The sequence below is a fragment of the Bradyrhizobium sp. USDA 4369 genome (assembly GCF_054056435.1).
The window spans coordinates 4,272,319-4,294,677 of the sequence record NZ_JBSRYH010000001.1; the positions used below are offsets into that span (position 1 = coordinate 4,272,319).

Here is a 22,359-nt window from a genome sequence, read left to right on the forward strand (position 1 = left end):
TCTTCATGTCGGCTGTTCCGCGACATCGGAACCTTCGTCGCTTGTGTTGATTGCTGTGCTGTCACAAGGAGACCATCATCATGGCACGAACAGCACGCAAATATTCCAAGGGTGCATCCCGCGACGTCGAGCGCGCGATGAAGAAGCGCAAGGCCGGTACGTTGAAGAGCGGCGCCTCGAGCCGCAAGGTCAGGAGCCGCAAGCAGGCCATCGCCATCGGCCTGTCGGAAGCGCGCCGCGAAGGCAAGAAGGTGCCGCCGAAGAAGAGCGCGCGGTCGGCGGCGAAAAAGTCTTCGATAAAGTCAGCCAAGAAGGCGTCGAAGACGTCGAGCAAGAAGACCGCGAAGAAGACCAGCAGGAAGACGACGAAGAAGAAATCATCGAAGAAGGGCTGACACCGGGGCCTCATGGTTCGAGACGCCCCCCCACGGTTCGCTGGATTGGGTCATGAGCGCGGCGCTCCTCACCAAGAGGGTCCAGCTCCGAAACCGGAGCTACATATGACCAGGACGAGCGTCTTCATGGAGAGGGTCCGAGGGTCTGCTGCAGGACCCCATGTGAGATGAGGTGAGGTCGCAGCGAGAACTCAGACCCTCATGGTGAGGAGCGCCGAGCTCCCGTGCAAACCAAGGCAAAGGGGCCCAAGGCGGCGCGTCTCGAACCATGAGGCCCCGATCTGCCCGCGTGGGGCTCCGTCGCGTGGCCGGATGAGCGCAGCGATATCCGGGATCACCGGTACAGTTCGTGAGACCCTGGATATCGCTGCGCTCATTCGGGCTACGGCCTTCGTCAGCCTCGTCACCCCGCCTTCCTCTGCCGCGCCGCCGAGCGGTGTGCCTTCTTCGCAGGACGCCGATGCGGGCCCGGCCGCCGCGACGGTGCGCGTGACGACTTCTTCTCACCCTTGCCCAGGCTCTGCTTCAACGCATCCATCAGGCTGACGACGTTGCCGGACTTCTCCGCCGGCGCCGGCAGCTTGATCGGCTTGCCGGCGGCCTTGCGCTTGACAAGCGCCTTCAGCGCTGTCTCGTACTGGTCCTTGAACGCCGACGGGTCGAAATGCGCCGCCTTGGTCTGCAGGATGTGGCTGGCCAGCTCGACCATGTCCTTGGTGATCTTCGGCGACTTGATGTTGTCGAAGAACTCGGCCTCGTCGCGCAGCTCGTAGGGAAAACGCAGCGTGGTGCCGAGCATGCCTTTGCCCATCGGCTCGATGGCGATGACGTGCTCGCGGTTGGTCAGTACGATGCGCGCCAAGGCGACGCGGTCCTGATCCTTCATCGCGTCGCGGATCACCGCAAAAGCGTCGATCGCCGCCTTGCCGTCGGGCGCGATGTAATAGGGATGGTTGAGATAGCGCTGGTCGATCTCGTCGCGGGGCACGAAGCTGTCGATGTCGATCGTGTGGTTGCTCTCGATCTGGACGGCCTCCAGTTCCTCCGGCTCGATCTCGACATACTGGCCCTTGGCCAGTTCGTAGCCGCGGCCCTTCTGCTCGCCCTCGACGATGTCGCCGGTCTCGGCATCGATCATCTGCTGCTTCAGCCGGTTGCCGGTCTCGCGATTGATCAGGTGGAAGCGCGTCTTCTCCACGGAGGTCGACGCCGGATAGAGCACGACGGGGCAGCTGACGAGCGAAAGTCTGAGCGAGCCTTTCCAATAGGCGCGGGGGGCCATCCGGGTCTTCGTGAACACTGAGGACAATGTTGCAACGGCGGAGAGTCTGTGGGAGTTCCGGCCGTGAGCCTTGGGCTTCTCGCGGCCGGGAACGCGGAACTTTGTCCGGTGTTATCTCATGCGGATCGGCCGGTTCCACGATCTCGCCAGCTTTGCTACGCTACCGCTCAACGCGAGGGATCATCGTGGCGCTCAAGAAGCTCTCCATTTATCGCAAGAAGCGCGATTTCGACAAGACCGCGGAGCCGTCGGGCGACGCCAAGGTGGCCCCCGCCGCGCGGCCGCGTTTCGTCATACAGAAGCATGATGCGACGCGGCTGCATTACGATCTCAGGCTCGAATTCGGCGGTGTGTTCAAGTCATGGGCCGTGACCAAGGGGCCGTCGCTCGATCCACACGACAAGCGGCTCGCGGTCGAGGTCGAGGACCATCCGCTCGACTATGGCGATTTCGAAGGCACGATTCCGGAAGGCGAATATGGCGGCGGCACCGTCATGCTGTGGGACCGCGGCTATTGGGACAGCGAGGATCCCGAGCGCGGCTTCGAGAAGGGGGATCTGAAATTCACCCTAGACGGCGAGAAGCTGCATGGCAGCTGGGTGCTGGTGCGGATGCGCAATGATCGCACCGGCGGCAAGCGCACCAACTGGCTCCTGATCAAGCATCGCGACGAGTTCGCCCGGGAGGGCGCGGCCAACGATATCTTGAGTGCCGCCAAGTCAGTGGCGTCGGGCCGCACGATGGAACAGATTGCGGCCGGTACGGGTAAGGCGCCCAAGCCCTTCATGCTCGGCAAAGCGAAGCGCATGAATGCCGACGCGGTGTGGCACTCCGACCGCAGCGGCAGCAAGGCCTCGCCCGCGCGGAAGCCGGCGCGGAAATCCAAACCGGCGAAGGCGGCCGTTCAGCCGAAACAGGCCGCGCTACGGACCGTGGCATCGCTGCCGGACTTCGTCCCGCCCGAACTCTGCACCTCCGTGGCGCAGCCGCCGAGCGGCGAGGGCTGGGCGCATGAGATCAAGTTCGACGGTTACCGCGTACAGATCAGGGTCGTGGACGGCAAGGCCACGCTCAAGACGCGCAAGGGCCTGGACTGGACCGCCAAGTTCGGCGCCATTGCCCAGGAGGCCGGCAGACTGCCGGATGCGATCATCGATGGCGAGATCGTCGCGCTCGACCGGGACGGCAATCCGAATTTCGCGGCGCTGCAGGCGGCGATCTCTGCGGGCCAGACTGATGAGCTGATCTTCTTTGCCTTCGACCTGATTTTTGCTGACGAGTTCGATCTGCGTCGCCAGCCCCTGCGCGAGCGCAAGGCGCGGCTCGCGAGGCTGCTGAAGGACAACATCAAAGGCAAGGCGCCGCGCATCCGCTACGTCGAGCATTTCGAGAGCGACGGCGAGGCCGTACTGGAGTCCGCGCGCAAGCTGAAGCTCGAAGGTATCGTCTCGAAGAAGCTGGAATCCGCCTATCACTCCGGGCGCACCGAGAGCTGGACCAAGGCTAAGACCCGGCCCGGCCACGAGGTCGTCATTGGCGGCTGGAAGACCACCAACGGCAAATTCCGTTCGCTGATGGTCGGCGTCAACAAGGACGATCATCTCGCTTATGTCGGCATCGTCGGCACCGGCTTCGGCCAGGACACGGTGAAGGGGATCATGCCGGCGCTGCAGGCGGCCGCGGCCGACAAGAGCCCGTTCGGCGGCAAGAACGCGCCCCGCAAGGCGCGCGAGGTGCACTGGGTGAAGCCCGAGCTGGTCGCCGAGATCGAGTTCGCAGGTTTCACCGGTGACGGCAATGTCAGGCAGGCCTCGTTCAAGGGGCTGCGCCAGGACAAGCCCGCGCACGAGGTCGTCGCGGAGCAGCCGGTCGTCGCCAGGAAAGTGACGAGGCCGGTGGCGCGGGCAGCGGCCACGGTCGCGACCGGTGGTGCCATTGTGCACAAGACGCCGTCGCCGACCAAGGGGGCGGCCACCGTCATGGGCGTCGCGATCTCCAGGCCCGACAAGGCGCTGTGGGCGGATGCCGGCGATGGCGAGCCGGTGACCAAGCTCGATCTGGCCAACTATCTCGCAGCGGTCGGCGACTGGATGATCGTGCATCTGAAGGGACGGCCGTGCTCGATTGTTCGCGCGCCCGACGGCATCGCTGGCGAGACATTCTTCCAGCGGCACGGCATGCAGGGCATGTCCGACCTGCTCGAACTCGTCAAAGTCTCAGGCGATCGCAAGCCCTATCTGCAGATCGATCGCGTCGAGGGATTGATTGCCGTGGCCCAGGTCGCAGCCGTCGAGCTGCATCCATGGAACTGCGCGCCGGACGCGTATGACGTTCCGGGCCGCCTGGTCTTCGATCTCGATCCGGCGCCGAATGTGGCATTCGAGGAGGTGATCGCGGCCGCCAAGGAGATGCGGCAGCGGCTTGCGAGCCTCGGCCTGGACAGCTTCTGCAAGACCACAGGCGGCAAGGGTCTGCACGTCGTGGCGCCGCTGCGCCATGGCGCGCGCGACAGGGTGACGTGGCCGGAGGCGAAGGCGTTTGCACAAGGCGTGTGCCAATGGATGGCGAATGACAGCCCCGAGCAGTTTCTGCTCAACATGTCGAAGAAGCTGCGCAAGGGAAAGATCTTCCTCGACTATCTCCGCAACGACCGGATGTCGACCGCGGTCGCGGTGCTGTCGCCGCGGGCGCGGGATGGTGCGACCGTCTCGATGCCGCTGACCTGGGCACAGGTCAAGAACGGGCTCGATCCGAAGCGCTACACGGTTCGCACCGTGCCGGCGCTGATGGCCAAGACCAAGGCTTGGGATGGTTACGACGAAGCCGCAAGCGCGCTCAGGCCGGCGATCAAGAAGCTCACGAGCGAACTCTGAGCCGAACTGGCCGCGTTTCGAGATAAAACGGGCAGATCTGCGCCACATCTGCCCGCCCGGAATTATCGCAGGTGAATCAGATCCGTCCGAGCAGGACCAGGATCAGCACGATGACGAGGATCAGGCCGAGACCGCCGCCGCCATAATAGCCGGTGCCGTAGAACGGTCCGCCCCCGATGCCGGAAAAGCCGCCGAGCAGCGCGATGACGAGAATGATGAGGATGATCGTTCCGATAGACATGTACTTCCCTCCAGAGCCCGGCAGCGGGGCGGTGCGTCACTCTGCCTTCGCCGAGCAAACTGGTCGGAACTTCGAAAGTTCCGGACGTGGATCAGGTAAAATAGGGAATGTGGCTTTGCGACCGTCGCGGCCGATGACTACATGCTGAGGGCTGTTGGTCAGGAGATCGCGATGTCAAGACCGCTTGTTGTTTCCATTCCGCATCGCCTCGGCAAGGACGAGGCCGTGCGCCGGTTGCAGTCTGGACTGCGCCGCGCCGCGAGCAGCCTTCCGGTCCTAAGCGTCGACGAGGAGCGCTGGGACGGCGACAAGATGCTGTTTCGCGTGCGTGCGCTCGGGCAGGCGGCGTCGGGCCATGTCGATGTCGCCGAGGATCACGTCCGCGTCGAAGTCACGTTGCCCTGGCTGCTGCAGCGCTTCGCCGAGGCGGCGCAATCCGCGATCCGCAGCCGCGGCCAGCTGTTGCTGACCAAGAAGAGCTGATCAGTTCTGCGCTGCGACGGCGGCCACAGCGCGCTTGGCTGCTTGATCGGGGGACCCGTCGGCGCGCGCTTTAATCAACACGGCCGGAAGGTGGGTGAAGACTGAGGCGACGGGGAGTATGCCGCCTTGAATGTGCGGCGCAGCGTAGCCGGGAACCTTGACCGCTGCATCGAACGCATCGGCGTGGGGCCACACCCGGCCGCTGTCGGTGAACGGTGCGAATGCCCGCGCGACGATCACGATGGCCGCATCGCGGCCACGGCGGCGCGCGAAGGCGACGATGTGCTCGGCATGACGGCCGGTCACCTCCAGCGGTTCATACACGCCTTCGGTGAATACGACGGACGCTTCGTTGCGCAGCCGGAGCAGTTGTCGCGTCCAGGCCAGCTTGATGCGGCCGTCCGGCCAGTGCGCGATGAGATCGGTCCAGTCGGGAGTCTCGCTGTCGCGCAGCGCCTGCTCGCGCGCGGCGAAATCGACCGGGCGGCGGTTGTCCGGGTCGACCATCGAGAGGTCCCAGAACTCGGTGCCCTGGTAGAAATCGGGCACGCCGGGCAAGGTGGCCTTGAGCGTGAGCTGCGTCAGCGAGTTCAGCGCGCCCAGCAGCGCGACCCGCTTGGCCAGAGTCTCCAGCGCCTGCAGGAACTCGGCCGAGCGCTCGCGATCGAGCATGCGTTCGATGAAGCTGCGCAGGCCGTTCTCATAAGCCTCGTTCGGATTGAGCCAGCTGGTTTCCTCCTTGCCTTCCCGCGCCGCTTTGAGCGCGTAGGCCTGGAGACGTTCGGGCAGGCTGTCATCCGAGCCTGTCGCCGGCCAGATGCCGACGAGGGTCTGATAGAGCATATATTCGAACGCCGCCGACGGCGCGCGCATATGGCCTTCTGTCACCACGTTCGGCGCGTTGATCGTCTTCCAGCGTGCCACCGGCGGAGGTCCAGTCATTGGGCAGCTCCGTGAGCGCTGCAAGACGCGTGCGGGCATCCTCGCCGCGCTTGGTGTCGTGGGTGGCGGAGGCGGTCATGCCGTGCGGCCAATGCTTGGCGCGCTGCCGCATGAGCGCGTGAAAATCGCCGATCGACAGCGCATGGGCTGCCGGATCGCCGCCGACCTCGTTGAGCGCGACCAGCCGGTGGAACCGATAGAAGCCGGTGTCCTCCAGCGATTTGGCCATCATCGGCCCGGTGAATTGCTGAACCTTCAGGGCGAAGCGGCGGACGCGGGGAACGCTGTGGGTGGTGTGGCGGTCGCGCTTGATGAGATCCATCGTCAGCGCGTCGCGCAGGAAGTCGAAGATCGAGCCGTCGGAGGCGAACCATTCGGCGCGGGCGCCGGCGATGGCGTGATCGATCAGCTTGCGGTCAGCCTCCGTCGGTCCGGCGCCGGTGAGATAGGTGCGGTAGACCGGGAAGTGTAGCACGTAGAGTTTGAGCGCCTGGCGCAGGCTGTCTTCCGAATAGTCGCGCGTCGAGTAATGGCCATTGGCGATACGCGCGAGCAGCCGCGTCAACACGATGAATTCGCTGGTCAGCAGGGCCTCGAGGACGCGCCGCTTCGCTTTCTTGATCACAGGCGCGAGCTTCGGCGGCTTGTTGCTGATCTGGCGCCAGATCTCGTCCAGCGGCTCCAGACCGTTCTCATCGATCAAGAGCTGGGTGATGACATTCATCCACTCATATCCGGTGGTGCCATGCACGCCGGCGAAGCCCGGCAGCTTCTCGTGTTCGCAGAGGATCTTCTCGATCACGACGTAGAACGGCCCTGCGGCGGGCCCGCGGGCATCACGAATGAGACGGCGCAGGCGTTGGAAATATTGCGCGGGATCGCGCAGGCCGTCGATGTGGTCGAGCCGCAGCCCCTGCAACTGGCCATCGGCGATCAGTCTCTTGACCAGCCGATGGATGGCCTCGAACGTTCCTGGGTCTTCGACGCGCAGGCCTGCCAGCGTGTTGACGTCGAAGAAGCGGCGATAGTTGATGTCGCTCGACGCCAGCCGCCAGTGCCCCAGCTTGTAATGCTGCCGCTCGAGCAGATTGTGCAAGGCCTGCGTCTGGGTCGGCCGGCCCTCGCCGGCCTTGTAGGCGGACAGCCCACGGGCGATGATGTCGGCAGCGCCCGGAATGGCCTTGAGCGCCGCCTTGAAGCCTGGCGCTTCCTTGCGATTGGGATGACGCAGGCCCGGATAGCGCGAGACCAGCTCCAGGATCGCCTTGCCGGCCTCGCTGCTCTCCTCGCCGGCCTCCTTGATGATGATGCGTAGCATCTCGCCGTAGCGTTCAGGCGCGATCGGCAGCCGATGCTCGAAGTACCAGCAGGAGAACGAGCCTTCGCCGGGATCGTAGCGCAGCGCGATGTCGCCGTGCTCGAGCGCGTGGCCATAGGAGGTGCCGATGATCGGCAGCAGCACGCCGCCGCGCGCGCGGTAGGGTAGCTGGTCCCAGTCGATGTCGAAGGAGGCGGCATGTGGCGATGCTTGGCCCCATTCAAGCACGTCGAGCCACCACGGATTGTCGTCGAAATGCACGCCGACATGGTTCGGCACGAAATCGAGGATCAGTCCGAGATCGTTCGCCTTCAGGGCGGCGCTCAGTTTCGCAAAGCCCTCCTCGCCGCCGAGCTCGGGATTGAGCTTGGAATGATCGGTGATGTCATAGCCGTGCGTCGAGCCCTTGCGCGCCTTCATGAAGGGCGAGGCGTAGACATGGCTGATGCCGAGCGCCTTGAGATAGGGCACCACGCGGGCCGCCGCCTCGAAATTGAAATCGGCGGTGAGCTGCAGGCGGTAGGTTGCGAGCGGAATCGCCGGAGGCATGATTATCCTCCGATGCTCCAGAACACGGACCAGGGCGGCAGGCGATCGCCGGGCGTGCCGCCCCAGATCGGGGTGCCGCTGACGTCGTTGGATGGTCCGGCGATCTCCTTGTCGGACACATTGGCAAGCAGTCGCAGGCGGCTGCCATCACCCATCGTCCAATGCGCGGTCAGGCGACTCTCATCGGTCACGTCGGCTGTGCCGAAGGTCGCACCAGGCAGAAGCGGCGCCACCTCTCTGTGCCGCACGGCGAGGAGGTCGCGCACCAGCGCCAGCCGCTCGCGGCCGGGCGGTTCATTGCGCGCATCCCAGTCGATGATCGCAGATCTGAACGTCTCGATGTCCAGCGGGTCGGGGACCTCATCGCCATATTTGGCGTAGGCCCACTCATACTCCTTGCGGCGTCCCTTGCGCACGGCATGCGCCAGATCGCCCTGTAAATCGCAGAAGAACGGGAAGGGTCGCTTCGAGCCCCATTCCTCGCCCATGTACAGCATCGGCACGGTCGGCGCGAGCAGTGTCACGGCAAGGGCCGCGGCAATGCCTTCGGGCGGCGCCAGCGCTTCGAGCCGGTCGCCGAACACGCGGTTGCCGATCTGGTCATGGTTCTGCAGGAAGTTCACGAAGGCGCCGGGGGCAAGATGACCGCTTGGTTCACCCCGCCGGATGCCGCCCCAGAAGGCCGCCTGCTCGCCCTGATAGACAAAGCCGGAGGCGAGCGCGCGTGCAAGACCGCCACGCGGGTTGTCCTGGTAGTCGCCGTAATAGCCTGCGGTCTCGCCCGTCAGCATGACGTGCCAGACGTGATGATAGTCGTCGTTCCACTGCGCGCGGAATCTTCCACGCGGCGGCTCTTCCGCCGCGTCGAGCATGCTGGCGCGGTTGTCGCCATTTTCCAGCACGAGATGGATGTGCCGCCCGGTCTGCTCGACGAGCCTGCCGACGGCGGCGCTGAGCTCGTGGAGCATCGGGATCTCACCCTCGTTGGAGAGGATATGGTTAACGGCGTCGAAGCGCAGCCCGTCGAAGCGATAATCGGTCAGCCAATGCAGCGCATTCTCGATCGCGAAGGCGCGCACTTCGGGCCGCCGATAGTCGATCGCGCTCCCCCACGGCGTATGCGTATCGGTGAAGAAGGTCGGCGCGTAATGGCCGATGTAGTTTCCTTCCGGTCCGAAGTGATTGTAGACGACGTCGAGGAACACCATCAGCCCGCGCAGATGCGCCTCGTCGATCAGCGCGCGCAGATCGTCGGGGCGGCCATAGACGCTGTCCGGCGCGTAGAGCAGAACGCCGTCATAGCCCCAGTTGCGGCGCCCGGCGAAGTCCGCGAGCGGCATCAGTTCCAGTGCGGTGATGCCGGTCTCGACGAGATGATCGAGCTTGTCGATCATCGCGCGATAGGTGCCTTCTTCGGTAAAGGTGCCGACATGGCTTTCGAGGAACACCGCATCCTGCCATGGCCGGCCGCGCCAGTCCTTGGCGCGCCAGACGTAGGCGCCGTGGTCGATCACCTCGCTCGGACCCGAGACGTCCTCGGGCTGAAAATCCGAGCCGGGATCGGGCACGTCGAGCTCGTCGTCGATGCGGAACTTGTAGCGGGTGCCTGCCCCAATGCCCGGAGCATCAAGTGCGTACCAGCCGCCATCGCGGCGTTGCATCTCGCGCCTGCCGTCATCGAGCACCAGGTCGACGCGCCTGGCCGCCGGCGCCCACAGTTGGAAACTGGTGCCATGCTCGGACAGCCGCGGTCCGAATTGACGCCCACTCATGACACGCCTGCATAGGCAAGGACGGAGCGCGGCGGTGCCTTGAGATCAGCACCAGCCGCGAAGTCGGCCGATTTCGGCTGGATCTCGGTGGTGTCGAGGACCTGTTGCCACGTCTTGTATTCGGCGAGCTTAGGCAATTTGAATCCGATCTCTTCGGGGGCGGCGTTCAGAACGATAAAGATCGGAGCCTGCTCCTGTTCCACGGGCGCGAGCACATAGGCGAGAAATCGTCCGTCGGGAAAGGTCCAGTCGGTTTGCGTCATCTCCTCCGCCGAGGGCGTCAGCCACAGCACGCCGAAACTGCCGTCCGCGCGACGACCGTCGAGCCAGCGGCGCGCACGGATCTGGCCGAAGCGACGGCGCAGTTCGGTCATGTGGGCGATGAAGTCGGTGAGGTCGTCGCCCTCGCGACCGATGCCGCTCCAGTCGACCCAGCCGACCTCGTTATCCTGGCAATAGGCGTTGTTGTTGCCGCTCTGCGAATTGCCGACCTCGTCGCCGGCGAGCAGCAGCGGCAAACCCTGCGCGAGGAACAGACAGGCAAGCTGGTTTTTGCGCAACTGCCGGCGCAGCGCATTGATGGCGGGATCGCTGCTCGGCCCCTCATGACCGCAATTGTTGCTGTGGTTGTCGTTGGAGCCGTCGCGATTGTCCTCGCCATTCGCCTCGTTGTGCTTGCTGTTGTAGCTGAACAGATCCGCAAGCGTGAAACCGTCATGGACGGTGACGTGATTGACGCTGGCGCGCTGGGTGCGGCCGTCATGATTGAAGATATCCGACGACCCGGTCATCCGGCTCGAGACCTCGCCGATCAGGCTGCCTTCGCCGCTCCAATAGCGGCGCATGGCGCTGCGATAGCGGTCATTCCATTCCGACCATTGCGACGGGAACGCGCCGACCTGATAGCCGCCGAGGCCGACGTCCCAGGGCTCGGCCACCAGCTTCACGCCGGCGAGCACCGGGTCCTGCCGGATTGCGGTGAGGAAGCCGCTGCGGCGATCGAAACCGTGCTTCTCGCGCGCGAGGGTGGTTGCGAGATCGAAGCGGAAGCCGTCGACGTGGCAGACCTCGACCCAGTAGCGCAGCGAATCCATCACCATCTGCAGCACGCGCGGATGCGTCAGGTTCACCGAGGAGCCGCAACCGGTGAAATCGTCGTAGAAGCGCGGATTGTCGGGCTGCAGCCAATAATACGACGCGTTGTCGATGCCGCGATAGCACAGCGTCGGGCCGAGGTGATTGCCCTCGGCGGTGTGGTTGTAGACGACGTCGAGCATGACCTCGATGCCCGCGTCATGCAGACGCGCGACCGTCGTTCTGAAGGCATCGAGCGGATTGTCCTGCGCGTAGCGCTGCTCCGGCGCAAAGAACGAGATCGTATTGTAGCCCCAGTAGTTGACGAGCTTCTTCTCGACCAGCATGCGGTCGTCGATGAAGGCGTGGATCGGCAACAGCTCGATCGTCGTGACGCCGAGCCGCTTCAGGTGCTTGATCATCGCCGGCGCCGACAGGCCGCCGAACGTGCCGCGCAGATTCGGCGGCACGTCGTCGCGTCGGTTGGTCAGGCCCTTGACGTGGGCCTCGTAGATGATCGTGTCCTCCCACGGGATCTGCGGGCGCATCTCGCGGCGGCCCCAATTGAAGGTCTCGTCGATGACGACGGCCTTGGGCATGCCGCGCGCATTGTCGCGGCGGTCGAAGGAGAGATCCTCGCGCGGCGAGCCGGCGCGATAGGCGAAATGCGCGTCGCTCCAGACCAGCCGGCCGGCAAGCCGCTTTGCATAGGGGTCGAGCAGCAGCTTGTTGGCATTGAAGCGGTGGCCGCGTTCCGGCTCGTAGGGGCCGTAGACCCGGTAGCCGTAAAGCTGCCCGGGCGAGACATCGTGGAGATAGCCGTGCCAGACATCCTCGGTGCGCTCCGGCAGCTCGATGCGCTCGATCTCGCGCCGGCCCTGGCTATCGAACAGGCACAGCTCGACCTTCTCGGCATTGGCGGAGAACAGCGCAAAATTCGTCCCCCGTCCGTCCCAGGTGGCACCGAGACGGGCGTGACTTCCGGCCGACAGGCGCATCGCGTCAGGCTTCCGGGACGAGAAATACCGCTGCCATGGGCGGGAGGATGAGGTTGAGCTGTTGATCTTCAGAGGCATGGACCTGGCCGACGTTGCCGACATTGCTGCCGCCATAATGCGAGGAGTCGGAATTGAAGACTTCCCGCCATGTGCCGCCGAGCGGCACGCGGACCCGGTAATTGTAATACACGTTGGGCGAAAAGTTCACGACCACGACGCAGCGGGCACGCTCATCGAAGCCCTTTCGGACCCAGGCGAAGACATTGCGGTCGGCATCGTCCGTGATCAGCCATTCAAACCCCTCCGGCTCGCAATCCCGCTCGTGCAAAGCGGGCTGATTGCGATAGAGATGGTTGAGGTCGCGGATCAGCGCCTGGATGCCGGCATATTTCGGGTCGCCGAGCAGGTGCCAATCGAGCGAGGAATCGTGATTCCACTCGCGCTCCTGGGCGATCTCACAGCCCATGAACAACAGCTTCTTGCCCGGATGTCCGAACATGAAGCTGTAATAGGCGCGCAAATTGGCGAAGCGTTGCCAATCGTCGCCAGGCATGCGGCCGAGGACCGAGCGCTTGCCGTGCACGACCTCGTCATGCGACAGCGGCAGGATGAAGTTTTCTGAAAAGGCGTAGTGGAGGCCGAACAGGATCTCGCCGTGGTGATATTTGCGGTGGATCGGATCCTTGCTGATATAGCGCAAGGTGTCGTGCATCCAACCCATGTTCCACTTGTAGCCGAAACCGAGCCCGCCGATGTCGACGGGGCGCGACACCTGCGGCCAGGCGGTAGATTCCTCTGCGGCCGTCGTCGCCTGCGGGAAATGGCCGAACACGTCGATATTGGTTCGGCGCAGAAACTCGATCGCCTCCAGGTTCTCCCGCCCGCCATACTTGTTCGGGATCCAGCCGCCGGACGGACGGCTGTAGTCGAGATAGAGCATCGAGGCGACGGCGTCGACGCGCAGGCCGTCGATGCCATAGCGCTCCAGCCAGAACAGCGCGTTCGAGCGCAGGAAATTGGCCACTTCGGTGCGGCCGTAGTTGTAGATCAGGGTGCCCCAATCGAGATGGCGGCCTTGCATCGGGTTGGCGTGCTCGTACAGCGCCGTGCCGTCGAAATGGCCAAGGCCGTGCGGATCATCCGGGAAATGTCCGGGCACCCAGTCGAGCCAGACCGCCAGCCCCTCGCGGTGGCAGGCGTCCACCAGGGCGCAGAAATCCTCCGGGCTGCCGAAACGGCTGGTCGGTGCGAACAGGCCGGTGGGCTGATAGCCCCAGGAGCCGTCGAACGGGTGCTCGCTGACGGGGAGGAATTCGATATGCGTAAAACCCAGGTCGCGCGCATAGGCCGGCAGCTGCTCGGCCAGCTCGCGATAGGTGAGCCATTGGTTGTTGTCCTTGCGCCGCCAGGACCCGAGATGCACCTCGTAGATCGAAACCGGCTTGTTCAGCTTGTTGATGTCCGAGGGGGCTGGTCGCGGTCTGGGCAGGCGCGTTTCGTCCACGACGATAGATGCTGTCTTGGGGCGCATCTCGGCCGCGAACGCCATCGGGTCCGATTTCAGCGGCAGATGTTCGCCCTGCGGGCCGATAATGTCGAACTTGTAGTGATCCCCGGCTTTGGCGCGGGGAATGAACAGCTCCCAATAGCCGTTGCCGCGCACCCGCATCGGGTGACGCCGCGCATTCCAGAAGTTGAAATCGCCGACCACGCTGACCCGACGTGCGTTCGGCGCCAGCACGACGAAGCCAACCCCGTCGACGCCGTCGAGCACCATCGGGTGGGCGCCGAGCTTGTCATAGAGTCGCTCGTGATTGCCCTCGCCGAGCAGATGCAGGTCGAAATCGGTCAGGATCGGCAGGAAGCGATAGGGGTCTTCGAGGTCGGCGACGTGATCGCCGAACGTGGCCCGCAGCCGATAGCGCTGCGGCCCCGACATGGTCCCGGTGAACAGGCCGGCGTCATGGATCCGTGCAAGCGGTGCCACCTCGCCATTGTCTCCGACGGCCTCGACGCGCGAGGCCTCGGGCAGGAACGCGCGGATCACGGTCCGGCCGTCGACGTCGTGTTGACCGAGATAGCGAAACGGGTCGGCATGCCGACCTTCGATGATCGCAAACCCCTCGGGAGAAAGATGGGTCATGAGGACTCACTGGCAGGTGCTGGCACGGACAGGACGCGAAGCAGGTTGCCCAGCGCGACGCGTAGCCAGTCCGGCCGGTGAGCGAGGTCATATTCCAGTGCGCCGAGCGCTTTTTCCAGCAGGAAAAAGCTCAGGAGCGCCTCGGCGGTGTGCGGATCGTCAGGCCAGAGGCTCTGAGCGGCCTTGATCTCGCGATAACCTGCCAAGAACGCCGCGCTAGCCTGGTCGCGCCAGTCCGCCAAGGCTGTGGTCAGCTTGCTGTGATCGTCGGGGGCGGCCTGCAGGGCGTGATCGAGCGCAACACGGACCGAGCAGTCGATCGAGCGCAGGAAGCCTGCGATGTCTTTCGCGGGCGGCGCCTTGCGGCGACGCTCGGCCAGCGGCTGCTCCTCGTCGCCGTCGAAATCGATGATGCAGATGTCATCCTTGACGATCAGGATCTGGCCGAGATGGAAATCGCCATGCAGGCGGATATCGCAGCCGCCGACGTGGTGCGGAATCAGATGGCTCAGCCGCTCGGACAAATCGCCGCGCATGGCGAGCACCTGATCGATGAGGCCACGTTCCGGGTCCTTGAAGTGGTCGCGCCGCTCGCTCAGTCGGGCGAGGACCCGGTTGGCCTGAGCGCGAAGCCGGTCGATCCAATGATCGAGGCTGTCGGCTGTGGTCGGCTCGGGGGCAAAATCGGCGATGTCGTTGCGGGATGCCAGGGCCGCATGCAGCTCGCCGACCCGTCGGCCCGCCTGAGCCATATAGCGGAGATAGGGGGAGCGCTCCTCGTTTTGCCGCTCGTCGCCCTGGGCGGTGAACACCCGCTGGTCGTCGATGTAGCGATCGAGATAGGCCAGGGTGACGGTCCAGCCGTCGCCCTGGTTCTCGATGAAGCCATGAACGCTTCCGATCATGCGGCGCTCGTCGTCCTGGATGAACTCGACGCTGCCCAGCAATGGCGGCACGTTGGCGAAGCCGACAGTTTCGGTCAGGAAATGGCCGACATCGATCTCGGGGTGAACGCCTGCCTCGAGTTCACGGTAGATCTTGATGAAGTAGTCGTTGTTGACGACGGCCTTGCTGCTGCAGCGATCGGTCTCGATGATGCGAACGTGCTCGGACTCGCTGATCGGCCGATCGGGGAATCTTGAGGTCGGACGAAATTCGAGGCGCAGCCCGTCTTCCTCCACGGTGAGCGACTGCCGGAGATTGCGCAGCAGCAGAGCGAGAAAGATCGGGCTGGTCGCGGCGTCCAATACGGTGCCTTCGCGCGCGCCCTGGCGCACGGCGGCAAACGCCTGCGGATTGTAGCGCTCGCGATCGAAGCGAACCCAGTCGATCCACATCGGCAGCAGATAGCGTAACTCGTCCTTGCGCTCAGCCGCCTTGAAGAAGATCAGCCAGGGCCGGTTGTCGCCGATGTCGCAGAAAGGAATGGCGGATGTCAGCGTCGGGTGGATCGCATCGGCCGACCGTTCCGGATACCAGCGCGTGCGCGCCAGATGTCCGGGCAGCACGTCGCGCTCGAACAGGCTCCGCGTGCGCGCCAGCGAGACCCAGGTCGACCCGACCGGAACCACCAGCGTCTCGAATTCCGGCACGGCGCGCTGGACCACCGGTTCGGACTTCTCCCGCTCCCGCAGTTGAAACCAGTAGAACCCGTACGGCGCCAGCGTGATCATATAAGGTACCTCGCCGATCGCGGGGAAACGCGACCGGCCCAGCATTTCGATCGGGACGCGGTCCTTGAAGGCCGAGAGGTCGAGCTCCGTCGCCTGCGCCGACCGCGACAGGTTGGCGACGCAGAGAATGACCTCGTCCTTGTATTGCCGGACATAGGCCAGCACGGAGCGGTTGGCCGGGCGGATGAAGCTCATGGTGCCGCGGCCGAAGGCGAGCGTCGATTTGCGCACCGAGATCAGCTTCTTGGTCGCATTGAGCAGCGACGACAGGCTGCGCGACTGCGCCTCGACATTGACGGCCTCGTAGCCGTAGACCGGATCCATGATCATCGGCGCATACAGCCGGGCCGGGTCGGCGCGCGAGAAGCCGCCATTGCGGTCCGGCGTCCACTGCATCGGCGTGCGCACGCCGTTGCGGTCGCCGAGATAGATGTTGTCGCCCATGCCGATCTCGTCGCCGTAATAGATGATCGGCGTGCCCGGGAACGACATCAGCAGCGAATTCATCAGCTCGATCTTGCGTCGGTCATTGTCCATGAGCGGCGCGAGGCGCCGGCGGATGCCGACATTGATGCGCGCGCGCGGATCATTGGCATAGGTCGACCACAGGTAATCGCGCTCGACATCGGTGACCATCTCCAAGGTCAGTTCGTCATGGTTGCGCAGGAACAGCGCCCATTGGCAGGTCGCGGGAATATCCGGCGTCTGGCGCAGGATGTCGGTGATCGGGAAGCGGTCCTCCTGCGCGATGGCCATGTAGATGCGCGGCATCAGCGGGAAGTGGTAGGCCATGTGGCACTCGTCGCCCAGGCCGAAATATTCCTGTACGTCCTCCGGCCATTGATTGGCTTCCGCCAGCAGCAGCTTGTCCTTGGCATAATTGTCGAGCTCGACGCGCAGACGCTTGATGATCGCATGCGTCTCGGGGAGGTTCTCGTTGTTGGTGCCGTCACGCTCGCAGAGATAGGGGATCGCGTCGAGCCGGAAGCCGTCGACCCCGGCATCGAGCCAGCGCTTCATCACCTGGATGATCGCGCTCACCACCCGCGGATTGTCGAAATTCAGATCCGGCTGGTGCGAGAAGAAGCGATGCCAGTAGAACTGGCCGGCTTCGGGGTCCCAGGTCCAGTTCGACTTCTCGGTGTCGGTGAAGATGATCCGTGTGCCCAGATATTTCTGGTCGGTGTCGCTCCAGACATACCAGTTGCGGGCGCTGGACCCGGGCGGGCTGCGCCGGGCGCGCTTGAACCAATGGTGCTGGTCGGATGTGTGATTGACGACGAGCTCGGTGATGACGCGCAAACCCCGGCGCTGGGCCTCCTGGATGAAGCGCTTGAAGTCCTTCATCGTGCCGAAATCGGGATTGATGCTGCCGTAATCGGCGATGTCATAGCCGTCGTCGCGCCCGGGGGAGGGATAGAACGGCAGCAGCCACAGCGCGGTGACGCCGAGGTCCTGAAGATAGTCCAGCTTTTCGGTCAGGCCGACAAAATCGCCGATGCCGTCATTGTTGCTGTCGGCGAACGCCTTGACATGCAGCTGGTAGATGATCGCGTCCTTGTACCACAGGCCGTCGCCATCGGTTGTGGTCTGGAGGTTGGGCGCATCCAGGGATGACATCAGGTTCATGAAGCCCTCACCTAGGAGAGAGGATGACGAGGCGGCTGCGATTCGGGGGGCCGATGGGCCTGACCGAAGCGGCTCTCCTCAAAAGAGGGCAGAATAGGGGACAAAGCGTCGCGAGGGATGACGCTTTCGGGCGGGGGCGCAAATTTGTTCACGGTGATGCCATTGACAAGAAATCGTCGTCCCGGTTCGCTAGGCCCCGAGACGACCACCTTACAAAGCGGCAAGCCTCGTTTGGTTCCCGAAGGAACGACGGCAGACGCGCTGCGTTAGGGGCTTATCCTCTTGCCGTCCCACAACAATTTCACGACGTACGGTCTCCTTACGTCCAGATCGCGTGCCGAATGGATCTCTTCAGCCAAGCTCATAGTCTCGGAATCCTGACAGAATTCTACGACGGTCAGGGGCAGCGCCGCGTCACCGATGAAGCGGCGCTCAAGATCATCGTCGAGGCCTTCCCCAGGCCGACGCCGCACCGGCTCCTGAACGACGCCGTGGTGATTCGGGCAGGGCAGCCCGCGCGCAGCCGCCTCAACGAGGCGGCCCAGCTGCCCGTCAGATGGACGATCAAGCGTGGCGATGTCGAGGCCGCCAGCGGCGAGATGCAGGATGGGCTGCTTGAATGGCCGGCCGACCTCGCGGTGGGCAGCTATCGCGTCGAGCTGACCGATGCGTCCTCGTGTCGCGAGGACTTGCCGCTGTTGGTCGCGCCCGGCCAGGCGTTCTCGGGCGATTTCGATCGTGTCTGGCTGCTGGCGGTGCAGCTTTACGGTATCCGCTCCCGGCGCAATTGGGGCATGGGCGATTTCACGGATCTCGCGCATCTGATCGAACTCTGCGCCAAACTGGGCGCTGACGGCGTCGGTCTCAATCCGCTGCACGCGTTGTTCGACGACCGGTCGGGCGATTTCAGCCCCTATGCGCCGAACAGCCGGCTGTTCCTCAACGCGCTTTATGTCGATGTCGAGCAGGCGCCGGGGTTCCGGAACGGGCCGGACAGCAAGGCGCTGGAGGCGCTGCGGCAGACCGAGCTGGTCGACTACAACGGCGTGGCGGCGTTGAAATGGCCGGCCTTGCGCGCCGCCTTCGACCGATTCCTGGCCGCGCCCGACAGCGCTGATGCGGCGGAGTTCAAGGCCTATCGCGCCGAGCGTGGCGATCTGCTGGCGCGGTTCACCTGTTTCGAGGTGTTGCGGCATCGGTTCCAGCAGCCCTGGTGGGAATGGCCGGAGGAATGGCGGCAACCTGACGCAGCACGCTGTGCGGCGCTGCTCAATGGTCCGGATCGCCGCGAGGCCGATTTTGTCGCCTATGTCCAATGGCTGGCGGAGCGGCAGCTGCGCCATTGCAGGGATCTTGCGCACCGGCTCGGCATGAAGGTCGGGCTCTATCTCGATGTCGCGGTCGGCGTTCAGTCCGACGGCTTCGATGCCTGGAACGAGCAGGGCGCGATTTCACGGACCTTGTCGGTCGGCGCGCCACCCGATCCGTTGAATACGGTCGGGCAGAACTGGGGCCTGGCGGGTTTCAACGCCCCGGGCCTGGAACTGAAGAACTTCGAGCCGTTCCGGGAGATGGTGCGGGCGTCGATGCGGCATGCCGGGGCGATCCGGCTGGACCATGTGCTCGGCCTGAAGCGGCTCTATCTGGTGCCGCACGGCTTTCCCGCCAAGCAGGGTGCCTACGTCCAGATGCCGTTCGAGCCACTGCTCGCCGCCACAGCCATCGAAAGCGTGGCCAACAAATGCGTCGTCATCGGCGAGGACCTCGGCACCGTTCCCGAAGGTTTTCGCGAGCAGATGGCCGATTGGGGTCTGTGGTCCTACAAGGTGATGATCTTCGAGCGCGACGACAATGGACGCTTCCGCGACGTCGATTATTACCCGCCGAATGCGCTGGTGACGCTGAACACGCACGACCTCTCGACCTATGCCGGCTGGCGCTCGTTCGGTGATCTCCGGACCAAGCGCGGCTTGGGCATCGATCCCGGCGAGAGCGACGAGGATCGCTGGCGTGCCCTCGGCTATTGGGACGAGGTGCTCCGCGACAATGGCATTGCAGCCAACGACGTCCATTCCGCGATCCGGTTTCTGTCGCGGACTCGCTCGCGGTTGCTGGCGATTTCGCTCGAGGACCTGCTCGAGGTGGTCGACCAGCCCAATATTCCCGGCACCATCGACGAGCATCCGAACTGGCGCCGCAAGATGCCGGTCGCCATCGAGGAGATCTCCGCGACGGCGGGCATCGACGCCTTGAAATCGGCGACCGCCGAACGGATCAGCGCGGCCCGCGTTTAGAGAACGCGGCATCGGGCGGGGGCATTTGCATGCGGATGTGGAATGTCCTGCAGGATCGAAGACTATGCGCTGATCGGCGATTGTGAGACGGCTGCGCTCGTCGGCCGCAATGGCTCGATCGACTGGCTGTGCTGGCCGGCGTTCGATTCGGACGCGTGTTTCGCGGCTCTTCTCGGCGATCGCGGCCATGGCCGTTGGCTGATCGAACCGCGGGACGAGGTCAGCGCGGTGTCGCGCCGCTATCGCGGCGACAGCCTCATTCTCGAAACCCGCTTCGAGACGCCGGCGGGCATCGTCGAGCTGATCGACTTCATGCCGCCGCGCGGCAGCGCCTCCGATGTCGTCCGTCTGGTCCGCGGTGTGTCCGGACGGGTCGCGATGCGGATGGACCTGATCATCCGCTTCGGGTTTGGCGTCGAGATCCCCTGGGTCCGGCGGACCGAGGACCGCTCCGCGCTGCTCGCGGTGTGCGGACCTGACATGGCCGTGCTGCATACGCCGGTCGAGACGCGCGGCGAGAGCATGACGACGGTCGCCGAATTCGAGGTCACGGCCGGCACCACCATTCCCTTCGCGCTGACCTATAGTCCGTCGCATCTGCCGCCGCCCAAGGCGATCGACCCAGAACAGGCCCTTGCCGACACCGAGGCCTTCTGGACCGACTGGTCGAGCCGTTGCAGCTACCGCGGCGATCATCGCGACCTCGTGATGCGATCGCTGATCACGCTGAAGGCCCTCACTTATGCTCCGACGGGGGGCATCGTTGCTGCGCCGACGACGTCTCTGCCGGAGAAGCTCGGCGGCAGGCGCAATTGGGATTATCGCTTCTGCTGGCTGCGCGACGCCACGTTCACGCTGCTGGCGCTGATGAACTCGGGCTATACCGAGGAAGCACTGGCCTGGCACAATTGGCTGCTGCGCGCGGCCGCCGGCGCTCCCGCCCACATGCAGATCATGTATGGCATCATGGGGCAGCGGCGGCTGACGGAATGGCAGGCCGAATGGCTGCCCGGTTATGAAGGCTCGCTGCCGGTCCGGATCGGCAACGCCGCCCATGCCCAGCTTCAGCTCGACGTCTATGGCGAGCTCATCGATGCGTTCCATCAGGCGCGCATGACCAAGCTCCGGCTGCAGGACGGCACCTGGGCGCTCGAATACGCCGTGCTCGACCATCTCACCGACGTCTGGGACCAACCCGATCAGGGCATCTGGGAGCGCCGTGGCGATGGCCGGCACTACGTCTTCTCGAAGGTGATGACCTGGGTGGCGTTCGACCGCGCGATCAAGAGCGCCGAGCGATTCCAGCTGACGGCGCCGCTCGAGCGCTGGCGTCGGCTGCGCGACACGATTCATCGCGATGTCTGCGACAAGGGCTACGACGCCGGTGTCGGCAGCTTCGTCGATTCCTACGGATCGCAGCTGCTCGATGCGAGCCTGCTGCTGCTGCCCGCGGTCGGATTCCTGCCTTGCTCCGATCCGCGCATCAGCAGCACCATCGCAGCGATCGAGCGGCACCTGATCCGCGACGGGCTGGTCATGCGGCACGATCCGCGGGAGGCCCCGTCGGATGAGCAGCAGCCGATCGAAGGCGCGTTCCTCGCTTGCACGCTATGGCTCGCCGACGCACATGTGCTCGCCGGCGACATCGCGAAGGCGGAGACGCTGTTCCAGCGGGTGGTCGCGCTCGCCAACGACGTCGGCCTGCTCGCGGAGGAGTACGACACGCAGGCGCGTCGGCAGACCGGCAACTTGCCCCAGGCGCTGACGCATATCGCGCTGATCAACACGGCGCAGAATCTGAGCGGCGCCAAGAAGGCCGGGCACAAGCCGGCCAAGCAGCGCTCGGAGGCCTGACGCGGGATCGCAGACTAATCTTGCACGTTCTCCGCCACGATCATCTCCATCGCGTTGGCGAAGCCTTCGTCCTGGTTGGAGGTGGTGACCCGCGTGGCGTGGCTCTTCACCTCGTCGCTGGCATTGCCCATCGCGATCGACAGCCCGCTGACCTCGAACATGGCGACGTCATTGTGCATGTCGCCGATGGTGGCGACCTGGCTGAGCGGTATGCCGAGCCGTGCGGCCATGGCGGTGACGAAGGTGCCCTTGTTGCGGCCCGGCGGGGTAATATCGAGATAGTAGCTCTGCGAGCGTACGGCGGTCGCGTCAGTCCCCAACAGCTCCCGCATCTCGCCTTCGCAGCGGGCCAGCAGGTCGAAATCGCGGCTCGAACCGACGATCTTGCAGGCCTGGGACAAATACGGCGAGAAGTCGCTGATGATGGTCGGATCCGCCCGGATGGCGCGCTGCTCGTTCGGCACGTAATCGCCGGCCGCGTTGCGCGTCAGCCAAGAATCGCTGGTGAACACCCAGATATCGATGCCGCGCTGCTGGAGCAGATCGACGCAGCGCGCGGCGGCCTCGGCGGGAATCAGGCTCTGTTCAAGCGGACGCATCGCGGGATCGATGATCGAGCTGCCGTTGAACGGACCGACCGGCAGGTCGATCTGCAAGGGCGCGATCAGAAAGCCCATGCCGATCGCTGGACGGCTGGAGGTGATCGTGAAGGCGATGCCGGCCTCGCGCAATTGCCGGGCTGCCTTGGCCGCGCGTTCGGTCAGAACCTTGTCCTTGGTCAATAGCGTGCCGTCGACGTCGGACACGACGAGAGCGATGCGGGTCATGAGCCGTTCCAT

At 64.6% G+C, this 22,359-nt stretch carries 12 protein-coding genes and 1 pseudogene; 5 read left to right on the forward strand and 8 right to left on the reverse strand.

Annotated elements, in window-relative coordinates; translation table 11 throughout:
* Positions 1–80 precede the first annotated feature (80 nt).
* Positions 81–395 (forward strand): DUF6496 domain-containing protein, encoded by a 315-nt coding sequence (locus ACVIJ6_RS19230; protein WP_456773966.1) that lies wholly within the window; start codon positions 81–83, stop codon positions 393–395.
* Between the two features lie 403 nt (positions 396–798).
* On the opposite strand, the gene ku is transcribed toward ACVIJ6_RS19230, so the two are convergent.
* Positions 799–1,677, reverse strand: a complete 879-nt coding sequence (gene ku, locus ACVIJ6_RS19235) for a non-homologous end joining protein Ku (RefSeq protein ID WP_456773967.1) — start codon at positions 1,675–1,677, stop codon at positions 799–801.
* Between the two features lie 185 nt (positions 1,678–1,862).
* Here ku and ligD point away from each other — a divergent pair, with 185 nt between their 5' ends.
* Entirely contained in the window at positions 1,863–4,550 is a 2,688-nt protein-coding gene (ligD, locus tag ACVIJ6_RS19240) for a DNA ligase D (RefSeq protein ID WP_456773968.1), read from the forward strand.
* 76 nt (positions 4,551–4,626) lie between these two features.
* Here the strand turns inward: ligD and ACVIJ6_RS19245 are convergent, their stop codons facing one another.
* Positions 4,627–4,791 carry a DUF3309 family protein gene (locus tag ACVIJ6_RS19245; RefSeq protein WP_456773969.1) on the reverse strand — a complete coding sequence of 55 codons (165 nt, stop codon included), beginning with the start codon at positions 4,789–4,791 and terminating at the stop codon, positions 4,627–4,629.
* A gap of 171 nt (positions 4,792–4,962) precedes the next feature.
* On the opposite strand from ACVIJ6_RS19245, the gene ACVIJ6_RS19250 reads away from it, so the two are divergent.
* Complete coding sequence (locus ACVIJ6_RS19250; protein ID WP_456773970.1) at positions 4,963–5,274, forward strand: polyhydroxyalkanoic acid system family protein; 312 nt, start codon at positions 4,963–4,965, stop codon at positions 5,272–5,274.
* Here ACVIJ6_RS19250 and treY read toward each other — a convergent pair.
* The 5 genes and pseudogenes from treY to treS all read right to left on the reverse strand — a co-directional run bounded on the left by treY (position 5,275) and on the right by treS (position 17,372).
* Positions 5,275–8,083 (reverse strand): annotated as a pseudogene (treY, locus tag ACVIJ6_RS19255) (malto-oligosyltrehalose synthase).
* Between the two features lie 2 nt (positions 8,084–8,085).
* On the reverse strand, positions 8,086–9,855 hold the full coding sequence (gene treZ, locus ACVIJ6_RS19260; RefSeq protein WP_456773971.1) for a malto-oligosyltrehalose trehalohydrolase: 1,770 nt from the start codon (positions 9,853–9,855) through the stop codon (positions 8,086–8,088).
* Positions 9,852–11,927: a glycogen debranching protein GlgX gene (glgX, locus tag ACVIJ6_RS19265; protein ID WP_456773972.1), complete on the reverse strand. Its 2,076-nt coding sequence runs from the start codon at positions 11,925–11,927 to the stop codon at positions 9,852–9,854. The genes treZ and glgX overlap by 4 nt, the downstream gene beginning before the upstream one ends.
* A 4-nt stretch (positions 11,928–11,931) precedes the next feature.
* Positions 11,932–14,070: a 1,4-alpha-glucan branching protein GlgB gene (gene glgB / locus ACVIJ6_RS19270; protein ID WP_456773973.1), complete on the reverse strand. Its 2,139-nt coding sequence runs from the start codon at positions 14,068–14,070 to the stop codon at positions 11,932–11,934.
* Complete coding sequence (gene treS, locus ACVIJ6_RS19275; RefSeq protein ID WP_456773974.1) at positions 14,067–17,372, reverse strand: maltose alpha-D-glucosyltransferase; 3,306 nt, start codon at positions 17,370–17,372, stop codon at positions 14,067–14,069. Before treS ends, glgB begins: the two co-directional genes overlap by 4 nt.
* 341 nt (positions 17,373–17,713) lie before the next feature.
* On the opposite strand from treS, the gene malQ reads away from it, so the two are divergent.
* Positions 17,714–19,666 carry a 4-alpha-glucanotransferase gene (malQ, locus tag ACVIJ6_RS19280; protein ID WP_456773975.1) on the forward strand — a complete coding sequence of 651 codons (1,953 nt, stop codon included), beginning with the start codon at positions 17,714–17,716 and terminating at the stop codon, positions 19,664–19,666.
* 42 nt (positions 19,667–19,708) lie between these two features.
* Positions 19,709–21,520 (forward strand): glycoside hydrolase family 15 protein, encoded by a 1,812-nt coding sequence (locus ACVIJ6_RS19285; RefSeq protein ID WP_456773976.1) that lies wholly within the window; start codon positions 19,709–19,711, stop codon positions 21,518–21,520.
* Between the two features lie 14 nt (positions 21,521–21,534).
* Here the strand turns inward: ACVIJ6_RS19285 and ACVIJ6_RS19290 are convergent, their stop codons facing one another.
* Complete coding sequence (locus ACVIJ6_RS19290) at positions 21,535–22,347, reverse strand: HAD family hydrolase (protein ID WP_456773977.1); 813 nt, start codon at positions 22,345–22,347, stop codon at positions 21,535–21,537.
* Between the last annotated feature and the right edge of the window lie 12 nt (positions 22,348–22,359).

What these genes read in the sequence shown, in the direction of transcription:
- treZ (WP_456773971.1), bottom strand. Translation starts at nt 9,855, where the DNA reads ATGAGTGGGCGTCAATTCGGACCGCGGCTGTCCGAGCATGGCACCAGT.
- glgB (WP_456773973.1), bottom strand. Translation starts at nt 14,070, where the DNA reads ATGACCCATCTTTCTCCCGAGGGGTTTGCGATCATCGAAGGTCGGCAT.
- ACVIJ6_RS19230 (WP_456773966.1), top strand. Translation starts at nt 81, where the DNA reads ATGGCACGAACAGCACGCAAATATTCCAAGGGTGCATCCCGCGACGTC.
- treS (WP_456773974.1), bottom strand. Translation starts at nt 17,372, where the DNA reads ATGAACCTGATGTCATCCCTGGATGCGCCCAACCTCCAGACCACAACC.
- ACVIJ6_RS19245 (WP_456773969.1), bottom strand. Translation starts at nt 4,791, where the DNA reads ATGTCTATCGGAACGATCATCCTCATCATTCTCGTCATCGCGCTGCTC.
- ACVIJ6_RS19250 (WP_456773970.1), top strand. Translation starts at nt 4,963, where the DNA reads ATGTCAAGACCGCTTGTTGTTTCCATTCCGCATCGCCTCGGCAAGGAC.
- glgX (WP_456773972.1), bottom strand. Translation starts at nt 11,927, where the DNA reads ATGCGCCTGTCGGCCGGAAGTCACGCCCGTCTCGGTGCCACCTGGGAC.
- ku (WP_456773967.1), bottom strand. Translation starts at nt 1,677, where the DNA reads ATGGCCCCCCGCGCCTATTGGAAAGGCTCGCTCAGACTTTCGCTCGTC.
- ACVIJ6_RS19285 (WP_456773976.1), top strand. Translation starts at nt 19,709, where the DNA reads ATGTCCTGCAGGATCGAAGACTATGCGCTGATCGGCGATTGTGAGACG.
- malQ (WP_456773975.1), top strand. Translation starts at nt 17,714, where the DNA reads ATGGATCTCTTCAGCCAAGCTCATAGTCTCGGAATCCTGACAGAATTC.
- ACVIJ6_RS19290 (WP_456773977.1), bottom strand. Translation starts at nt 22,347, where the DNA reads ATGACCCGCATCGCTCTCGTCGTGTCCGACGTCGACGGCACGCTATTG.